The sequence below is a fragment of the Sessilibacter sp. MAH3 genome, from assembly GCF_054658275.1.
The window spans coordinates 212,842-230,504 of the sequence record NZ_BAAGIE010000002.1; the positions used below are offsets into that span (position 1 = coordinate 212,842).

Annotated in this window: 18 protein-coding genes; 8 read left to right on the top strand and 10 right to left on the bottom strand. The window is 40.7% G+C overall.

Annotation, left to right across the window (positions count from 1 at the left end; genetic code table 11):
- Positions 1 to 53 precede the first annotated feature (53 nt).
- Both ACYQ2C_RS02475 and ACYQ2C_RS02480 read right to left on the bottom strand, forming a co-directional pair.
- Positions 54 to 1,202, bottom strand: coding sequence for a 4-phosphoerythronate dehydrogenase (locus ACYQ2C_RS02475; RefSeq protein ID WP_460099520.1), 1,149 nt, complete (start codon positions 1,200 to 1,202; stop codon positions 54 to 56).
- A gap of 444 nt (positions 1,203 to 1,646) precedes the next feature.
- Positions 1,647 to 2,243, bottom strand: coding sequence for an elongation factor P hydroxylase (locus ACYQ2C_RS02480; RefSeq protein WP_460099518.1), 597 nt, complete (start codon positions 2,241 to 2,243; stop codon positions 1,647 to 1,649).
- 276 nt (positions 2,244 to 2,519) lie between these two features.
- Between ACYQ2C_RS02480 and ACYQ2C_RS02485 the strand changes: the two genes are divergently transcribed.
- Positions 2,520 to 3,218, top strand: a complete 699-nt coding sequence (locus ACYQ2C_RS02485) for a hypothetical protein (protein ID WP_460048812.1) — start codon at positions 2,520 to 2,522, stop codon at positions 3,216 to 3,218.
- A gap of 272 nt (positions 3,219 to 3,490) precedes the next feature.
- On the opposite strand, the gene tusA is transcribed toward ACYQ2C_RS02485, so the two are convergent.
- Positions 3,491 to 3,742, bottom strand: a complete 252-nt coding sequence (gene tusA / locus ACYQ2C_RS02490) for a sulfurtransferase TusA (RefSeq protein WP_460048813.1) — start codon at positions 3,740 to 3,742, stop codon at positions 3,491 to 3,493.
- A 382-nt stretch (positions 3,743 to 4,124) separates the two neighbouring features.
- On the opposite strand from tusA, the gene ACYQ2C_RS02495 reads away from it, so the two are divergent.
- Positions 4,125 to 4,490 carry a hypothetical protein gene (locus ACYQ2C_RS02495; protein WP_460048815.1) on the top strand — a complete coding sequence of 122 codons (366 nt, stop codon included), beginning with the start codon at positions 4,125 to 4,127 and terminating at the stop codon, positions 4,488 to 4,490.
- A gap of 87 nt (positions 4,491 to 4,577) precedes the next feature.
- On the opposite strand, the gene ACYQ2C_RS02500 is transcribed toward ACYQ2C_RS02495, so the two are convergent.
- On the bottom strand, positions 4,578 to 5,207 hold the full coding sequence (locus ACYQ2C_RS02500) for an alpha/beta family hydrolase (RefSeq protein WP_460099514.1): 630 nt from the start codon (positions 5,205 to 5,207) through the stop codon (positions 4,578 to 4,580).
- A 228-nt stretch (positions 5,208 to 5,435) separates the two neighbouring features.
- The gene (locus ACYQ2C_RS02505) at positions 5,436 to 5,663 is read right to left on the bottom strand and encodes a YheU family protein (protein ID WP_460048818.1); all 228 of its coding nucleotides are present in this window, start codon (positions 5,661 to 5,663) and stop codon (positions 5,436 to 5,438) included.
- A 147-nt stretch (positions 5,664 to 5,810) separates the two neighbouring features.
- Between ACYQ2C_RS02505 and ACYQ2C_RS02510 the strand changes: the two genes are divergently transcribed.
- The gene (locus ACYQ2C_RS02510; protein WP_460099511.1) at positions 5,811 to 6,326 is read left to right on the top strand and encodes a glycine cleavage system transcriptional repressor; all 516 of its coding nucleotides are present in this window, start codon (positions 5,811 to 5,813) and stop codon (positions 6,324 to 6,326) included.
- A 312-nt stretch (positions 6,327 to 6,638) separates the two neighbouring features.
- On the opposite strand, the gene ACYQ2C_RS02515 is transcribed toward ACYQ2C_RS02510, so the two are convergent.
- The 3 genes from ACYQ2C_RS02515 to ACYQ2C_RS02525 form a co-directional block, all read right to left on the bottom strand.
- Entirely contained in the window at positions 6,639 to 6,956 is a 318-nt protein-coding gene (locus tag ACYQ2C_RS02515; RefSeq protein ID WP_460048822.1) for a TraR/DksA family transcriptional regulator, read from the bottom strand.
- A 30-nt stretch (positions 6,957 to 6,986) separates the two neighbouring features.
- Positions 6,987 to 7,229 carry a YdcH family protein gene (locus ACYQ2C_RS02520; protein ID WP_460048823.1) on the bottom strand — a complete coding sequence of 81 codons (243 nt, stop codon included), beginning with the start codon at positions 7,227 to 7,229 and terminating at the stop codon, positions 6,987 to 6,989.
- Positions 7,230 to 7,395: 166 nt separating this feature from the next.
- Positions 7,396 to 7,782 (bottom strand): hypothetical protein, encoded by a 387-nt coding sequence (locus ACYQ2C_RS02525; protein ID WP_460048824.1) that lies wholly within the window; start codon positions 7,780 to 7,782, stop codon positions 7,396 to 7,398.
- A gap of 505 nt (positions 7,783 to 8,287) precedes the next feature.
- Here ACYQ2C_RS02525 and ACYQ2C_RS02530 point away from each other — a divergent pair.
- Complete coding sequence (locus tag ACYQ2C_RS02530) at positions 8,288 to 8,506, top strand: Nif11-like leader peptide family natural product precursor (protein ID WP_460048826.1); 219 nt, start codon at positions 8,288 to 8,290, stop codon at positions 8,504 to 8,506.
- Between the two features lie 228 nt (positions 8,507 to 8,734).
- Here ACYQ2C_RS02530 and ACYQ2C_RS02535 read toward each other — a convergent pair whose 3' ends face one another.
- Positions 8,735 to 9,421 carry a peroxiredoxin-like family protein gene (locus tag ACYQ2C_RS02535; RefSeq protein ID WP_460099506.1) on the bottom strand — a complete coding sequence of 229 codons (687 nt, stop codon included), beginning with the start codon at positions 9,419 to 9,421 and terminating at the stop codon, positions 8,735 to 8,737.
- 678 nt (positions 9,422 to 10,099) lie between these two features.
- On the opposite strand from ACYQ2C_RS02535, the gene ACYQ2C_RS02540 reads away from it, so the two are divergent.
- The 3 genes from ACYQ2C_RS02540 to ACYQ2C_RS02550 all read left to right on the top strand — a co-directional run bounded on the left by ACYQ2C_RS02540 (position 10,100) and on the right by ACYQ2C_RS02550 (position 14,652).
- Complete coding sequence (locus tag ACYQ2C_RS02540; RefSeq protein ID WP_460099503.1) at positions 10,100 to 10,807, top strand: ABC transporter ATP-binding protein; 708 nt, start codon at positions 10,100 to 10,102, stop codon at positions 10,805 to 10,807.
- A 65-nt stretch (positions 10,808 to 10,872) separates the two neighbouring features.
- Entirely contained in the window at positions 10,873 to 13,512 is a 2,640-nt protein-coding gene (locus ACYQ2C_RS02545) for an ABC transporter permease (protein ID WP_460099501.1), read from the top strand.
- A gap of 3 nt (positions 13,513 to 13,515) precedes the next feature.
- The gene (locus ACYQ2C_RS02550; protein ID WP_460099498.1) at positions 13,516 to 14,652 is read left to right on the top strand and encodes a lipocalin-like domain-containing protein; all 1,137 of its coding nucleotides are present in this window, start codon (positions 13,516 to 13,518) and stop codon (positions 14,650 to 14,652) included.
- A gap of 189 nt (positions 14,653 to 14,841) precedes the next feature.
- Here ACYQ2C_RS02550 and ACYQ2C_RS02555 read toward each other — a convergent pair whose 3' ends face one another.
- Entirely contained in the window at positions 14,842 to 15,543 is a 702-nt protein-coding gene (locus ACYQ2C_RS02555) for a P-loop NTPase family protein (RefSeq protein WP_460048835.1), read from the bottom strand.
- Positions 15,544 to 15,902: 359 nt separating this feature from the next.
- Between ACYQ2C_RS02555 and ACYQ2C_RS02560 the strand changes: the two genes are divergently transcribed.
- Complete coding sequence (locus ACYQ2C_RS02560) at positions 15,903 to 17,543, top strand: endonuclease (RefSeq protein WP_460099495.1); 1,641 nt, start codon at positions 15,903 to 15,905, stop codon at positions 17,541 to 17,543.
- Positions 17,544 to 17,663: the final 120 nt, after the last annotated feature.

The window sequence follows — 17,663 nt, forward strand, 5'->3', positions numbered from 1 at the left end:
GATTGCTCATGCATAAATGGCAAGCCTTACTTTGCTTTTGCTCTTATTATGGATCAGTGCAAATCCATAAAACCAAGATTAAGCAGTAACTCCTTCATCTCACCATTAACTTGAGCCGGAATGAAATAATTTCCAAACTCACGTCTCACTGCGTATTTTTTGCGCATCACATCAAATTCAATACCCGGTTGTGCCGAGTTATGCATCAATAAACGAAAGTGCTTATCATCCGCTAAAACATCATAACTTTGACGAATGTACGCAAACGCATCTTCTTTTATGCGATTGCCCGACCAATGCAAAACAGGCACATTGAGTGCCGGCAACAGAGAATACAGATCAATCGTTTTGTGTTGTGCTTCAGCATTTAAGCGCGCCAAATGCTCGCACAGCGCCTGATAAACTTGGTAAGTACCTTTCACCTTGCCATCATAGCTGTAACCCGCAATGTGCGGTGTCGCAATTGTGACTAAATCCATTAACGGTAAATCAATATCCGGCTCCGATTCCCAAACATCCAACACCACGGTTAAATCGTTTTGATCTTCAAGGCGTTGTCGCAAGGCGGAATTATTAATTACCCCTCCTCGCCCGGCGTTAATTAACACAGTGCCAGGTGCCAGCGCAGAAATTTCGCGCTCACCAATCATATGAAATGTGGGATGGTCACCATTAAAAGTTAATGGTGTATGTAAACAAATAATGTCGCAGGCCAGAGCTTCGTTAAGTTCAACCAAATCTAAACACTGATGCTCGCTTAAAAAAGGGTCATACACACAACACTTAACGTTTAATCGAGTTAACGCCGACAGCAATTCGGAGCCAACATTACCACAGCCAACAATTGCCACAGTTTTTTCTCGTAAATATTTGCCGTGAAGTGATAGCGCAGACAACGCCGAGAGAACATATTCGACGACAGAGGTTGCGTTACAACCCGGCGCGCTCGCCCATTGGATGTGAGTATTTTGAAAATAATCGAGATCTAAATGATCAATACCTATGGTGCAGGTGCCGACAAAACTGACCGAGGAATTGCGCAACAATGATTCATTCACACGTGTAACCGAACGCACAATTAATGCATCAACATCTAATAAATCTTGTGCGCTAATGGTTCTACCCGGTTTTAATACGAGTTCGCCAAGAGAACCAAACACCTCTCTTGCCATTGGAATATTTTCGTCAGCTAATATTTTCACAGCGCGCCACTGATTCCCCAAATAATGCACTATCGACGCTAAATTATGCGCCGACAACAGTGATCAACATGTCACGGATTCTATCACTGAAATTACTGAATAGAATGGGAAAAAATACCGATAAGAATCTCTGATTAACGCCACCATGATTTAATCAGGACACAAAAATTGAAAAGGCGATTTCCAATTTCTTCACAATTTCAATCACTTACCGTTGCTGACATTAGCGAAACATCCATGTACGGCACGAACCTTTGGGTTATGCAGAGCGGTTTGTAAATAAACAAAGTAATGTCTAAAAACCGTTATAAAATAGGCTTAAAAACCGCCTTTTAAAAAAAGAAACTTCTGTAAAAAAATAATCCAAACCACTAGGTCAATAATCAAATTGTTAATACGACGGTTTGGTCAAGTCCGCACAAAATGGTCTTATACAAAACAAACTTACACGAGAAGCGTCTCGAAAGAATAACGGTCTACCAATGCAAAATCGGCTTGATGATAATAGCCAGACAACGCCTTGGAAAAAATATCGGCCCTCTTGGGCAAGCCTTCAGATAAATACCATTGTGTTTGATCGACGATATTTCGGCGAAAAACTTCGCTAGCGCCAATGCCAGCACTCAGATTGTCTGCGCTGATTCGAAACTTAAAACCACACGCCTGACTAAAAATCCATTCCAAAGATTGCGGTTTTATTTCCACCCGTTCAAACTCAGCTTGTTGCAGCTGAGTTCTACCGTCTGGATTGTACCAATAACCAAAATCGACCAATTTTCTACGTTCGCTACCAGCCACACACCAATGTGCAATTTCGTGCAAAGCACTGGCAAAATAATCCTGAGTAAAAATAATTCGGTTGTGGGTAAATTGCTCGCTGCGAGGTAAGTAAATTGGCTCTTCACCACCGGCGACTAAAACAGTATTGAAGGAATCTTGAAAACACTCGTTGAATATCTGTACGAGGTCGGTGGCATGGTGACCCTCTACATAGGTGTTTGCAACTGTCGAATTTTCAATGGTAAAGGAGTTTGAATGCATGGATAACATAATATCTTTGATACAAATATGCCTTTCTGGCGTAAATACTGAGTCGCTGTTTATTTAGGTAGCAGCAACTGGTACGAACATTTTACTGGGGATAATTAGCGCAAACACGGTGTCTCTGAACTAGAGCACAAACACAAAATTCAGTTTTTTTCGTGCAAAGTGTTGTGCTTTTTAAAAACACCATATACCTTATGTAGTGGTGGTGCCAAAATTTCCATCCTGCCTAACGTCTCTTCAGACCAATAGGCCATTGCATGGAGGTGTATTATGAAGACCTCGAATAAGGGCCGCAACATGGATAATGTGGTCGATCTCTTTAGCGGGAAAAGTTTTTCCCAACTTCACGACGACCGTTTCATTCGGCTTGCTCCAGAATTAGACGGCTTAGAAATCTTATACTCCAATGAAACCAGCGGTGACATGCTCTACAGCTTGCAAATCCTTGCTTGGGGATTGCGTGCTAATGGAGAAGTTGTCGCATTAGTGCCTTGGCTTAATGATATCGTGCCCTGTAACGAAATCTGCGATCCGCTCAACGGCACCTGGGAAGGTTATTACGACCCAGGTATAGATGAGGTGTTTTACGACGCTCCCATCCATAAAATCGTTGAACTGGAAACCGCTGCCGAGTACTACGAACTGGAATGTGACGAACCTGATACCGTCGTTCAAGAGATACCAGATACGATTGGCACCCACGCTGTGCTCTCTGACAATGGTTTTCAGAGTCTGACACTGACCCAAGTTATTAGCTGGCAGTTATTGCACGACGGAACTATTCTGGCGATGCTTGCAGACGAAGATAAGGTCATTAATACCCCAATTTTGCCGGGTGACGACTGCCTTTATCCTGCTCAAGCAAGCGATAACTTCCGATATTTCTTCCAACATCAAATTGCTAACAAGATTAAGTCACAAGATCCTGAAGCAATGGCGGCAATATCGCTTCTAGTTGAACAACAATGAAACACTAAAAAGAACGAATTTAGTAGATTCTGCTAAATTCGTTCTCGTTTCTTTGTTGGCCATTATCCGCTAATCGCGCAGATGTTAGCGTCGGCGTAATGTTGGCGAAAACTTCTTGAGTGATAAGACTGCCGAATCTCTCGATTCTGATCTCAAAGTACCTTTTCAAAAACTACAGCGATTACATTTTCAAAAGATGCAGATCTAAAATCTACGTCAATGCACCGTCCCTGCACTATTACTGTGTTCCTGCACTGTTCCTTTAACGGCTATTAATTTTTCCGTATCCAGTAACAAAACAAATTCTCTTCTTGCTCAGATTTCAACAACTCATGACCTAAAAAATGACAAAAATTGGGAATATCTCTCTGCGTTGATGGATCGGTAGCAACAACCTTAATCACTTCGTTAACAGCTGCATCACGAATCCGTTGGTGCAACATCATTACAGGCTCGGGACACAACAATCCAACGGTATCTAATTGGTGGTCGTAATGACCTGATTCATCCACTTTGTCACTCATTAGCTGACACTCAAACATTTTAAAAATCGTAACGTTTATCCTATCTTAAAAAAACTTTCATTATCAAGCCGCGAAAACCATAGAAACTTTGTCGTTTCATTGCTTTTTTTCATTATAAAGAAACGGAAAACATTCTCAGTGCTAGACTCATTATATATTTCAAAACTCTATAGAAACTTCTGACTGGTTAATCCTTGATGTAATCAGAAGCGAGAAATTAACAAAGCGTTTTTCAGCGATTCATAATTTCAATGATTTTTTTATTGAAATTAACGATGTATAGGTCGCACGCAACTCTGGAAAACGGAGCTTCCTATAATAATTTCTATCCCGATATAACTCGGTAGCGCATGGCGAGTTTTTGTATTACAGGTAGTTGTATATGTTTAAATTAGCTAGCTATTTAACAAACGGTCCAATATTAACCCGAATTAATATTGATCGCTTAAATGCAACAAAAGACCTTTTAAATACCAACGCAATTAAAACGGCCTTCAAGCTGCAACAATATTTAGAAAAAAATACCCACGATTCCCTTTTTGTCGAACAAAGAGACCTAACCCTAGAAATAGACATAGAGACAATTATAGAGGTTATCGCCGAGCTTACTCTGGTTGGTGAACGACTGTTATCAACACCTGACGCCAACACTCAGCGCCAGAAAATCAAAGAAATCATCGAATACTGGGTTGATACGCTGGAGTTGATTTTAGAAAGAATTGAAATCAAACTGCCACAAATACACTGAAAACCTAAGACAAATAACGCTTGCATACACCTTGCATTATTTAATGACGTCACACAAATAACTCAAAAAGTACTTTTGACAAAACATTTACATCAACAAAAATTCTTTGATTGTTTTTGCAGCCTCTAAACAGTGTTCGTCGAACTGAACTCGACTTGATTTTTTAGTCGTGAAATCGTGATCACCATCTTCCAACCAACTGATAATCACATTTGAATTTAAAGCGTAATTTTGAACCTCGTCATATCGGCCAAACGGATCACGAGTACCTTGCAAAATGAGAATCGGGTTATGTACAGAATTAAGCAGATCAATTCTTAATTTTTCAGGCTTGCCAACCGGATGAAAAGGATACCCTAAACAAATTACCTTTAAATCTTCATGATTAGCGGATGAATTCACAGCGACTCGTGCACCTAAAGACTTGCCAGCAAGGTGCCAGTTAATTTCTGAATGTAATTCTCTGGCGAGTTTAAGTGCAGATTGAAAACTTTCAATTAATACGGGCATAGTATTTGGCGGCCTTTTAATACCTGTTTCTCGAATCAATTGACGGTAGGGAAATTCAAATCGAGCAACTGCAATTCCCAAGTCAACCAAACTTGCTGAAATAGAATTCATAAACCAATGGTCCATACCAATACCTGAGCCGTGCGCAAAAACTACTCCCAATAAAGCGTTATGGGGTTTATCAACATTGATTAAAAAAGAATTCATAATTACCGGTAAATTATCTGTGGGCAAAAGATTTAATTTAACAATCCAACTTCACCTCAACTTAAGAGTAGGAAACTCTGATTAGCTTAGAGTTTCTAGCGACACAGAATACGTCGCTAAATTGAAGAACGGTGAGCGATTGAAATTGTGTAAAAATTGAAAATCACGTTATCAATTTCTGAACTCTGATTAAATCATCGATGCGTTAATCAGAGATTCTAACAAGTTTTATTCTAGATCTTCAGAAAGATCATCGGCAGAAACAATACTGGTGGATTCCGAATACGTATCGTAAACAACAAAGGCTTTTTTGTTTTTTAATTGCGCAATAACTTGCTCTACCTTATCGTTCAATTCAGTGGTGTAATCACCATAATCGGTGCCCTCACGGGTTACAAACTCTTCCACCAAATTAATCAATATATCTTTAGGTAACTTGTCAAAAGGGATGATCATAAATAAGCTCTGGTGTATGCATTGGTAGCCGGAAGAATGCTACACTTTGGGCACAAAAACAATTTTCGTGATCGGTGATATCACTACAGGAACCTCTAGGTTAATTAGAGTCTCCTATAAAAGACACTAACAACGGGATACTAGGCCATGCATGATCATGCCGTAATGACGGTTCTAACCGACGATAAACCGGGAATCGTAGAATTTATTGCCAATATCATTGAGAGAAATAATGGCAACTGGACAGAAAGCCAATTGCAACATCTGCACGGTAAATTTGCCGGAATATTGAGCATCACCTTGGAGTCTAACCTGCGCGCGCAGTTAGAATCGGATCTGCAAGCACTTACCGCCAAAGGTATTCACTATCAATTGAGTTGGTCATCACCTACTCTACCAAGTACCGGAAAAACCGCAAAGCTCAGCGTATTAGGTCCCGATCGAACCGGAATTATCAAAGAAATCGCGCAAGCGCTTGCACAACGTTCCATTAATTTACTGAATTTGGAAAGCCGATGCACCAGCGCACCGTGGACAGGTGAGGCCCTATTTGAAGCGAATGCAGAAATATCGGTCCCGAAATCAACCGATATGGAAGAACTTGTCAATAAACTCAGCATCATTACCGATGAGCTCGGACTGGAACTGACTTTAGAAGATTGAGTATTTTGCTGTTAGATATTACCTGACACCATCGGGTATCTCGTAATATCTACAAAGACTTTTTTGTACTGTTACTCTTTACTTAAACAGCAGCTATTCTTTCCCTAAATAGCAACAGCATTTGTATACTCAGCTGCATCTGTAAAAATAATAATCACAACCCTGCTCATAGCTCGATAAATTCGCGCACAAGTCATGCCCCTTCCGTAAAAACATTTAATGTAAAATGAGTTTAGGAAGGGAAATGCACAACTAAAAAATCGAATTCGCATTACACGTCTTATGCATCACAGGCATTATACACCACGCATTTTATGGCGGTGCGCAAGCAATACAGAGCGTCGCATAAGGTAGCGCGGCTAATCGCCTTGGATCAATTGATTTACCGCATCTCTGGCAAAAACCGTAAGTACCTTCATCAATTCGCTCAAGTGCTAAATTGATTTTACGAATTTCATCCACAGACTCAGAATAAATACGCTCAAGTACCTCGTCGTTTTCTCGCTCTTGAGCTTGCTCTTCAGAGTCAGCCGATTTCAACGTAGATAAATCAGCTTCAATTTTTGAAACTCGTTTATCCAGTTGTAACAGTTTTTTTTCTAGGATCAGTCGGGTTTCTTTGAACCTCATAAATCACCTGTATTTTGCGCTGTGTTTTTATTATTTTGAGGTATTAATAATTGCCACTAATTCGTCTTTTAGAGCTAACCTTTTTACCTTCAAGGATTCTTCATGCGCTGTGGTAGAAGGTTCAACCTCATTTTCAATATTTTCGATGGTTTTAGTCAGATCGTGATACTCATCAAACAACCTTTTAAAGTGATTGTCGTGCATTTTAAGTTGATGAATTTGATCCTTGTATTCGGGTAATTCATGGACTAAGTCATGATGTTCAACAGACACGGTACTACTCCTGGATATATTTGATTATTGTAATTTTTAAGTGTCGGTATTTCGCTACCGCACGACCAAAGAGTAACCGACAGATCTACTTAAAAACTTGATGCACGTCAGGAAAGCTTAGACAAATTATTCGCCGCAAACTAAAAATAAACGCTGTCGATTAAATTTACGCACGTCGAAGGTAACCTCTGTGGTCATTTACTATTCGACGCTTACAATCTAATAGATAAGATTGCGTTTTCTCGCTGGCAGCAACCAACGCAATCAGCTTTGATCTGGAATAAATGGGTTTATTCAAATCAGAAAGCACCATATTGTGAATCTTCTCACCAATAGCCAAAGCGTCTAAGGGGCGACCTTCAGCCCAAAAAACATCGCCCAGCTTAAAGTACACATCTATTGTCGTTGTGATCCACAAATCATCGCCGTGCCAGTGATGAAAGTACTTCTCCAATTCTTGGCAAAGATTAATCAATAACACTTCGGCATCTTCCCAAGATTCTGCCAAAAGCAGTTCATTCACAGATTTTAGTTGCTGGTAATATTCTCTCATGATTATTTTGCTCTTATGTTGTTATTAAGTTTACGAGAAAGCGAAAAGGTTATTTTTTACTTTCAAAGAACACGAAATAATAACTATTATCAACAACAACTTTCGAGCCAAATATTTACAACGTGATTTACTTTCTACTTACACAGTTTTTTTGATACAAAAAGTCTGAATTACTGAGATAACCTCAATAAAACTCAACTTATTCCAAATTTCTTTATTAGATAACCGCCAGACCATAACCACAATTTTGTTACGATTATTGCAAAGACAAAAAACATTGTTGGATTACAGACATACAATTTGATGGCGCTACAGCGCAGAGCATTGAAACTCACAGCTAATTAGTTGATTTTTATCAACATTATCTATGCCCTCTTATTAAATTGAATACCATCAAACTCGGCCACAGTTTTGCCTAAAGGCAAAAACCTAACAACGAAAATACCGCATTTATGGGGTAGATACCGTCGTAGAAGTGATGAAACATTATTAGGAGAGAATGATCATGTCTGTAGCACAAATTGCCGCTTTCTCAGAAAACGCTCGTTCTGATGAAGGGCTTGCAGAGAAGCTAAAAAATTGTCAAAAAATGAAAGAAATGTTCGCACTAGCGAATGAATACGGCTATCAATTCGACGAAGACTCTTTGTATCCGCCAAACGAGCCACAATTTACCGAAGAGCAGCTCTCAGAGCGCCTTGCGAAGGCATTATTACGAGCCTAAGGCAAAGGGCCGGAACTTCTGGTTAACACAGTTAGAGCGACCCTTCTGTTGTCATACTCTTATTACCGGACAGCTATTACTGGACTGATATTTGGGCTGGTATAACTGGAGTTGTTACTGCAAGACCCGTTGAAATTAATTGCGGTTTTCAAGCAAAAAAGCCAAGGTACACTCCTTGGCTTTTTTAGAAAAATGGATATTCATAGAGAAGTGGATATTCACTGAGGCTTAGAGCGCCGTATCTACAGCCGCCAGCACATCTTCAGCAGGTAAACGCACTTTAAAGTTTGGATCGACAAACGAATAGGTCACTTCACCGTCTTTATTGATAACAAACACAGCAGGCACTGGTAGTGCATTGTGCTTTCTAAGCGACGAGCCGCTCGTCGATGGTTTTAGCTTCAATAAAGTCATACCAAAGCCCGACGAATTAAACGCAATTCCCAAAGCACTAGACGCTTCCATATCGGCATCGGAATAAATTTTGTAATCTAGGCCATCAATCTCTTCTTGAGTTTGCTCTTTCAAACCGGAATACAGAATTTCAGGGCGATCACCACTTAGGAACATAACATTCACGCCCTTTTCGCGGATCTCCGGTAAAACTTTGCGTAAATCTTGTAACTGCACATTACAGTACGGGCACCAACCACCACGATAGACAACGATGAGTGTGGGTGAGTCGAGTTGGTTTGGATCAAATATAACCTGTTCACCGTCGGTATCTTTCACCGTGAATTTTGGTGCCTTATCACCCACTTGCAGTGGTTTAATCGATTCAGCATTATCAGCAATCGTCAAATGTGTCTCCTTGGCGTAAGCAATGTTAAAAAAGCTCGAAAACAAAGCCGTCAGAAATATTGCCAGAGTGACGGCAATACCCGCTGACTTAACAGAGTTATGAACTGTTCCCATAATGATCTTCCTTTCCAATTTATGGTCATTATTTCTGGACGATTTCGACAAGCTTTACCATTGACGACTTATCGGCGCTTTGCTGAACAAACTAGACCTGTAATTCCTTTAATCCAGAGCATCAAAACGAACGTACCTGCGAATCCTTATCCTATTCGCGACACATTAAGCGCTTTTTTATGCAAAAATCAAAGTTGATAGAAACATCAGATACTGAACAAAGGTAAGCTCGAAATCAAATCACAAACTGGTCATTTTTTCGTGATTATTCCGTTAGCGCTAACAAAGCGCTAAAACTTCAGGCACTTTATACCTGTTCTTAATTCATGCTTTGATCAAATTAAAAAAAACGTAACACTAAATGTTGATGAATCAATTAAATACACAGGCGAACACAAAGATTATCAATATTAGAATTTACCGAAAACGAAATTAACCTAATCTTTACATCCCGCCCTTTAAAGATGTGAAATAGCGTGTAAAAAAGAGAAGTATCAACATTTTATTTAGGGTTTTACGGCTAATTAACTGTGCAAGCCTGTGTTTAACTCCGCTGTGATTTAATCAGAGTTTCTTATGAACAACACGTACTATTTTTGAAGGATTAAACCCCATTTATCGACATAATTTTCGAGTATTTTATTCGTATAACGTACATTTTTATGACCGTCCATTGTTATGATCACTAACTCCTCGCCTCTTTTAATTGCCTCTAAGGTTTCAAAAACCATTGATGACAACACTCAAAAAAATCAACGTGCTCAGATTCTAAATGCCATTGATTTTGAAGCCCATCCAAACGAAACCATTGCCATACTAGGCCGCAGCGGTAGTGGCAAAAGCACTCTGTTGAATATTTTGGCCGGTATTGTTGATGCCGACGAAGGAGAGGTTCATTTTTACGGCCATAAACTCCATGAACTGAATAACAAACAAAAAACGCTCGTTCGACGAAATCATTTAGGTTATGTATTTCAGTTCTTCAATTTGGTACCAACACTTACCGTGGAAGAAAATATTTTTCTGCCGCTGGAATTGTTAGGCAAAAAAGAAACAAACCGACTACAAGTTGAACAATACATTTCCGAACTGGGACTGAGCTCGTTACGAAAACGTTTTCCCAATCAATTATCCGGAGGTGAACAACAACGTGTCGCCATTCTTCGAGCGATATCCCATCAACCGCAAATCATCCTAGCCGACGAGCCAACTGGCAGCCTTGATGTCGATACCGGTAATCAAGTAGCCGATTTACTATTCAACTCAGTCAACGAAACCTCTACCTTGATTGTTGTTACCCACAGCGAAGAAATTGCAGCTCGCGCCAACAGTATTTACGAATTGTCACGCGGAAAACTTCATAAACGTATCGTTAACTCACTCTAAATTATATGGCTCTTTTAATACGCGCGCAGTTCAGGTTTTTATGGCAAAACCGCTTACAAACTTTTTTGGCGATACTTGGAATTTTGCTGGGCGTCTGCGTTGTTATCGCAGTAGAGCTTACCAACTCCAGCGCTAATCAAAGTTTTATTAACGCCTTTCGTGCAACAAACGCTAACGTCAGCCATCGAATTGTTGGACCATCTACCGGTGTTGCACCCAAGGACTATGTTTATTTACGAAAAAACATTTTTCCACACATTCCCGAAATCAAAACCGCGCCGATAATTGAAGGCGATGGTAAATTTGTAGGAATAGAGCTCGACCACAAAAAACTCCCAATAACACACACCAATGAGAATGTAATCTCTTATAAAGTGCGTATTTTTGGCGTTGATCCAATAGCAGAAACATTTATTGATCGCTTGAATTTTACTTCAAACGAGCAAAGCTCTGAAGGTTCGAGAGCGAATGAAACCGACGCGAATCAAGATATTGACGTGTCTATAAACATCAATCAACTGATGCTACAAGAGAACTCGGTTTTTATCAGTTTGAGTTTTGCGCAAAAATACCACCTTAAATTAAACGATCGCCTATTTCTGCAAAGCTCATCAGATCCCCTAACCGTTGTGGGAATATTTCCAGATACAGATGGTTATTTAGATAACTTTATTATTTGTGATATTGATACCGCCCAAAAGCTCACCAATCGAACTACTTTCTCAAGGATAGACATCAATATTGCTCAACACCTTTGGCATAAATATGAACCTATTATTCAGCAACAACTACCACCGGGTTATTATCTACAGCGCACCACGTCGCTGGAACAGCAATCACTGAAATTAACACAATCATTCCAACTTAATTTACAAGCGATGAGCTTACTAAGTTTACTGGTTGGAATTTTTCTGGTGTATAGCACCGTCAATTATTTCGTCGAAAAGCAACTGCCATTGTTTAAACGTTTGCACGCTATTGGCGTACTTCCGCGCGAAATATTGCAGTTAATTTTATTTGAAGTCGCGCTAATCTCGATAGTTGCATCCAGCGCCGGGGTATTTTTAGCCATCAAACTGGCCGGTTTTTTAGTCTCACTGTCCAACCAAACCATCAACGATTTATATTATTCCACTACTGCCGCACAATTATTTTTATTTAAAACGCCTATTTTCAAGGGTTTTATATTAGGAATTGGCGCTTCACTTGCGGCAGTGGTTATGCCGGCCGTTAAAATTTACAACAGCATTAACGGAATAAACACCAAACAATCGCCAGTAACCAAAGTATCGATTATAAACCCAATATTCACATCACAGGCCTTTGGAATAATTTCATCGGCGATACTTATCGTTGCGGGAGTCGTATTCGCACAACTGGAATCAACCGGTATCTACGGTGGGTTTTTCTCTGTATTCAGTGTACTGCTCGGCTTAGCCTTTTTAACACCCACCTGTGTTGGCTTTTTGTTATTTTTTATTCAACAGCTAAAACCGGTATTTCGCAACTCCTATAAACTTTTGTTTTCTATGGCCGTTGGCGATACTCAGAGAAATTTAGCGAAAACCTCGGTAGCTGCAATGGCGTTAATGATTGCCATTGCCAGCGCGAACGGCATGAGCATTATGATTGGCAGTTTCAGAGAAGCCGTTGGCGATTGGTTAAGTGAACGAGTAAGTGCAGATATTTATGTACGTGGTTTTGACGAGGCACACAATGAAGAAACCTTTATTAACAACGAAATAATTACTGCAATTAAAAACAACCCCACCGTTCATAATCTCTCTATATTCAGCGATTTTAATGCCGAAGCAGCAACCCACGACAACCTTTTCACGGTCGTTAATATAACTGGTGCAATTTTACCCGAGCCTGCACTTCAAGGTTACCAATTTATCGATGATAATAATGACCTAAGTCGCCAAACAGCTTGGGAAAGATTTAAAAACGACGAGGTATTTATCAGCGAAACGCTTTCTAACAAGTTTTCGTTGCGCGTAAACGATACTATTACCGTAAAAACCAGCATTGGCCTTAAGAGTCTTACCGTTGCCAGTATTTATACCGATTACGGCAATCAAACTGGTCGAATGTTAATTAACTGGAATTTATTACAAAAATATTGGCCAGAACAACAACCTCAGTCGCTGGGGCTGTTTGTGAATACCGACAAACATTTATCCAAAGACCAAGCGCTAGAAAATTTAAAAAGCCAATTACAAGAACGCTATAAAAACGAACCTTTACAAATTGTGATAGGCAGTGAAATTATTGATACTGCATTCAATGTTTTCGATCGTACTTTTTTAATTACCCACGCATTAAAAATATTTGTCTTAATTGTGGCATTAATTTCTATCTTTAGTGCTTTATCGTCATTAATGTTAGAGCGCAAAAGCGAACTAATTACCCTAAGAACGCTTGGATTTACCAGCTCTCAAGTACTGTGCCTGCTCTTAATTCAAGCCGGTGTGCTGGGGTTGTGCGTTGGTATTATCGCCGCACCGGTAGGTGAGCTACTTTCTTGGATGCTAATTGAGATTATTCACTGGCGCTCGTTTGGTTGGAGTATGCCGTTGGTTCCGCAAATTTCGGTTTTGGTTGAAAATACTTTCTTTGCTGTATTAACCGCGTTGGTTGCAGCCTTGTATCCGGCGCTTCGTGTGATGAACACGGTTAATAACAACCAATTTAATCAAGAGTAATGTATGAAATACCTTACGCTGTTATTGCTTTTACATTATTTCACCGCAGGACTGTGTCTCGCTCAAGAAAGTAATGCCATCGATTACCGCAATTTAATTCGCAATTCAGAAAATCAAGACTTTGCCAAAGTAACAGCACCCAGAGACTTTGTGTTTCCGCGCGATCATGGCGAACATCCCGATTATAAAATTGAATGGTGGTATCTCACCGGGCATTTACACAACATTAATGACGCCTCACAAAAATGGGGTTATCAAATTACCTTCTTTCGATTCGCATTATCACCCGATGTAACACCAGAAGATCAGCACAAAGATTGGCAATCTAATCAAGTTTACGCGGCACATTTTGCGCTGACAGATATCAATAACAACAAACATTTTCAGTTTGAACGTTTTAGTCGTCCTGCTCTAGGTTTGGCTGGCGTTACAAATCAACCCTTAACCGTGTGGCAAGATAATTGGGTATTAAGCTCAGAGAACTCAAAGGATTTATTTCCCGCAAAACTCTACGCCCAAGATACCGATGCTGATTACGGCACCGTAGCCATCGATTTTAATTTAATCAATTCCAAACCCATTGTTTTGCAAGGTGACCGTGGTTTTAGCAAAAAAAGTAATACTCAAGGTAACGCCTCTTATTACTATTCATACACGCGAATCGCTACAGACGGCAGCATCACAATTGGCGATAACCGTTTTCAAGTCAGTGGCGACAGCTGGCTAGATCGCGAATGGGGCAGCTCCAGCTTGGATACCAATCAAGTTGGTTGGGACTGGTTTGCATTGCAGCTCGAAAACAATCAAGAATTAATGTATTACCGGCTCAGAAGTGATAACGAAATACACAATCGTCAACACGAATCCAGCCAGGGTCTTTGGGTATTTAACGACGGAACCAGCCAAAGGCTTTTTCCACAGGACGTTAATGTTGCACCGCTGGAATTTTGGCAAAGCAATACTGGACAGAAATTTCCCATCAAATGGCAAATTAAAATACCGTCGCTAAACGTAGATATAACTGTTGATGCCGAAATTAAAGATCAGTTATGGAAGAAAAGATTAAAATATTGGGAAGGAGCAATGATCGTAACTGGCAGCCATAAGGGCCGTGGTTACCTTGAGCTTTCGGGCTATTAAAAACTGTGGGAACCTGTGATTAACTCATCCATGATTTAATCAGAGAACAGAAATTGACAATAAGATTTGCAATTTCTCCACAATTTCAATCACTTATAATTTCAATTACTTACAATTCTTGAAATTAACGACACATCCTTGTGTCGTGAGAAACTCTAGGTTAATCAGAGTTTTTTTAATCAGAATTTCCTAGGCTTTTTTCTCAACTTTTAAAAAACGATCGAACTTGCTGTAGCAATTATTCAACCATACTTTTACGCGTTGACGCTCTGCTGTAGACATCGCTTTTGCGTTATTAGCAGCCGCCCAAAAACTGAAATTATAGAAATCAATTTTTTGCGCTAACTGTGATTGTAATTTTGGAAGGGTCACAAAAATTGCGTTAATGCTTTGCGCTCTTTCAAAAATTGCAGACTTATCGAATAAATCGAAATTAGCACCACGCCCCATATTCTTAACAATGACCATTTGCATAGGTAAATCTTGATACTTCTTAATAAAGCGATCCAATAAACGAGCGGAATCGGCACCGTCGTCCATTACATGCCAGAAATACGCTTTTGCATCAATCGCTTCAAGAATGGCAAATAAATCGCTCTCGTCAATCCAGTCTTCTAAACTGTCTGCGGTTTGTGCAGCAAGATCAACGATAATTTCGGCGCGGCCATTTTCTTCAGCAGCGACTAGAATTTCGTCCATGCTCTCAAAGTCGTCAATAACAACTGGAGAAGTGAATTCTGCGTAAAATCGTGAAAATGTACTGTGTGATTGATCTGAATCGAAACCAATAAAAGGCTGCTCGGCGTCAATAAAGTACTGCGCTAACGTTCTCGCTGTAAAGGATTTACCAACACCACCTTTCTCACCACTGATAAAATGAACTCTAGCCACGACTTCTCTCCTAAAATGAATACACAGCAAATTATGTAATTTATTCCAGTTGAAAATTTCATATTTATGAATTTCTCAACAGAACGCAAAAAAATCTGATTTCTTGCGGAGGCGGCATTTTAATGCCGTAGCTGCGACTGGCAAATGAATTTTCGCGATAACGTCTAATAATTCATAACGAATGACCGATACACAAGTTAGTTATTAACGACGTATTCGACTCCTGCAGATATTCAAACACGACCTTTTTAACGACATAGACAAGTTTTTCTTGAATCAATGGTTAGGTTCATAAAAGTATTCGAATCTTTTCGTTAGATTACCTCGCAATTTTTATCTCAACCTCCTCGGGAGTTAACATGAAACACAGAGTCTTGTTTGGGCTACTCGTTGCTGGCCTTGCGCCGCTGGCTAGTGCACAAATTGAAAATGCAAATTTTGAAAATTTTTCTGGCAACACGCCAACCGGTTGGACTACCGATACGGGCATTGCCACTAGCCGATCAACTATTGCTCAAGCAGGCAGCAGCTCTGTCGCTGTCCAAGTGAATACCACCAGCCAAGCAAGCACCGACCTTACACAATTGGTTCCGGTTGTTGCCGGCCAAACCTATAATTTCAGTGCTTACGTTCGTCACACCGAAGGCGGTATGCGAGCCCGTATGGTGGTTGACGGCTTCAGAAACTACTCATCACCAACGCTTTTAAACCAATGGCAACAAATTAGTTATACCTACACCGCCGCATCTACCGGTAGCATTGAAGTAGGCTTGCGTTTTTACGACGTAGCGGGTTTTGATGGCTCTGAAATCGTATACGTAGATAACTTTGCACCAGCATCAACCAGTGGTGGTGGCGGCGGCGGTTCAAGCAGCTGTGCTGACAATCCTGTAACCGTAAGTATTCTTACCGACAACTTCGGCAGTGAAACAACCTGGACTTTACGTCGTGGTACTACCACCGTTGCCAGCGGCGGCAACTACGGTAACAACGCGCAAATTTCTGAAGACTACTGCGTAACCGACGGCAGCTACACCTTCCAAATCAATGATTCCTTCGGCGACGGCATCTGTTGTGGTTTCGGCAATGGCAATTACTCTGTTAGCTCAAGCGGCACCGTAGTAGCGAGTGGCGGTCAATTTGCCAGTACCGAAAGCACAACCTTTAGCCTTCCAGTTTCCGGCGGCTCAGGTGGCGGCACCACCCCTCCTCCATCCGATAACGGCGCGCCATCGGGTTATTACGCAAGTGCCACAGGCTTAAGTGGCTTCACGCTTAAATCAGAGCTACACCGCATCATTAATAATCACGCAGCGCAAGGTTATAGTGCGGTTTGGACTTTCTATCTAAATAACGAAATCGACCGTTTCTACGAAAACGATGGCAGTATCCTAGATATTTACTCTGAGCGTCCGACCAGCAGCGATGCTTACAACTACTCACCTGGCACTGATCAATGCGGTACCTTCAGTGGCGAAGGCAACTGTTATAACCGTGAACACTCCTTCCCACGCAGCTGGTTTGGCGGCGCGGTTGAGCCAATGAACTCCGATATTCACCACATTTTTGCTACCGATGGCTCGGTTAACGGTCGTCGCAGCAGCTTCCCTTATGGTGAAGTTGGTTCTGCAACCTTTACTTCAACCAACGGCTCACGTCTTGGCAGTGCACGTACCGGTCTTGGCTATAGCGGCACGGTGTTCGAACCTATCGATGAGTTTAAAGGCGATTTAGCACGTGCTTATTTCTACATGGCAACACGTTACGAAGACAGAATCGCAGGATGGCAAAGTAACAGCACCTCCGCTGACGACGTGCTAAACGGCACTAGCACTCAAGCATTCGAGCCTTGGGTTGTTAACATGCTGCGCAGCTGGCATTTAGCTGATCCAGTGAGCCAAAAAGAAATTGATCGTAACAATGCTGCGTTTATCCACCAGGGCAACCGCAACCCATTCGTTGATCATCCAGAATATGTAACCCAAATTTGGGGCAACTAACCGTTTAAAAACGTTTAATAATAAAACGATTATCAATATCTAAGGCCATCTTTTAAAGATGGCCTTTTTTTATATCAAAAATACTTAGAATTAATTTTTAAGAACCTTCAAATAACTGAT

Bases quoted from the DNA above. Each gene is read 5' to 3' on its own strand.
- ACYQ2C_RS02540 (WP_460099503.1), top strand. From the start codon at position 10,100: ATGATCACTAACTCCTCGCCTCTTTTAATTGCCTCTAAGGTTTCAAAA.
- ACYQ2C_RS02530 (WP_460048826.1), top strand. From the start codon at position 8,288: ATGTCTGTAGCACAAATTGCCGCTTTCTCAGAAAACGCTCGTTCTGAT.
- ACYQ2C_RS02505 (WP_460048818.1), bottom strand. From the start codon at position 5,663: ATGATCATCCCTTTTGACAAGTTACCTAAAGATATATTGATTAATTTG.
- ACYQ2C_RS02535 (WP_460099506.1), bottom strand. From the start codon at position 9,421: ATGGGAACAGTTCATAACTCTGTTAAGTCAGCGGGTATTGCCGTCACT.
- tusA (WP_460048813.1), bottom strand. From the start codon at position 3,742: ATGAGTGACAAAGTGGATGAATCAGGTCATTACGACCACCAATTAGAT.
- ACYQ2C_RS02500 (WP_460099514.1), bottom strand. From the start codon at position 5,207: ATGAATTCTTTTTTAATCAATGTTGATAAACCCCATAACGCTTTATTG.
- ACYQ2C_RS02560 (WP_460099495.1), top strand. From the start codon at position 15,903: ATGAAACACAGAGTCTTGTTTGGGCTACTCGTTGCTGGCCTTGCGCCG.
- ACYQ2C_RS02510 (WP_460099511.1), top strand. From the start codon at position 5,811: ATGCATGATCATGCCGTAATGACGGTTCTAACCGACGATAAACCGGGA.
- ACYQ2C_RS02550 (WP_460099498.1), top strand. From the start codon at position 13,516: ATGAAATACCTTACGCTGTTATTGCTTTTACATTATTTCACCGCAGGA.
- ACYQ2C_RS02495 (WP_460048815.1), top strand. From the start codon at position 4,125: ATGTTTAAATTAGCTAGCTATTTAACAAACGGTCCAATATTAACCCGA.
- ACYQ2C_RS02525 (WP_460048824.1), bottom strand. From the start codon at position 7,782: ATGAGAGAATATTACCAGCAACTAAAATCTGTGAATGAACTGCTTTTG.
- ACYQ2C_RS02515 (WP_460048822.1), bottom strand. From the start codon at position 6,956: ATGAGGTTCAAAGAAACCCGACTGATCCTAGAAAAAAAACTGTTACAA.
- ACYQ2C_RS02485 (WP_460048812.1), top strand. From the start codon at position 2,520: ATGAAGACCTCGAATAAGGGCCGCAACATGGATAATGTGGTCGATCTC.
- ACYQ2C_RS02480 (WP_460099518.1), bottom strand. From the start codon at position 2,243: ATGCATTCAAACTCCTTTACCATTGAAAATTCGACAGTTGCAAACACC.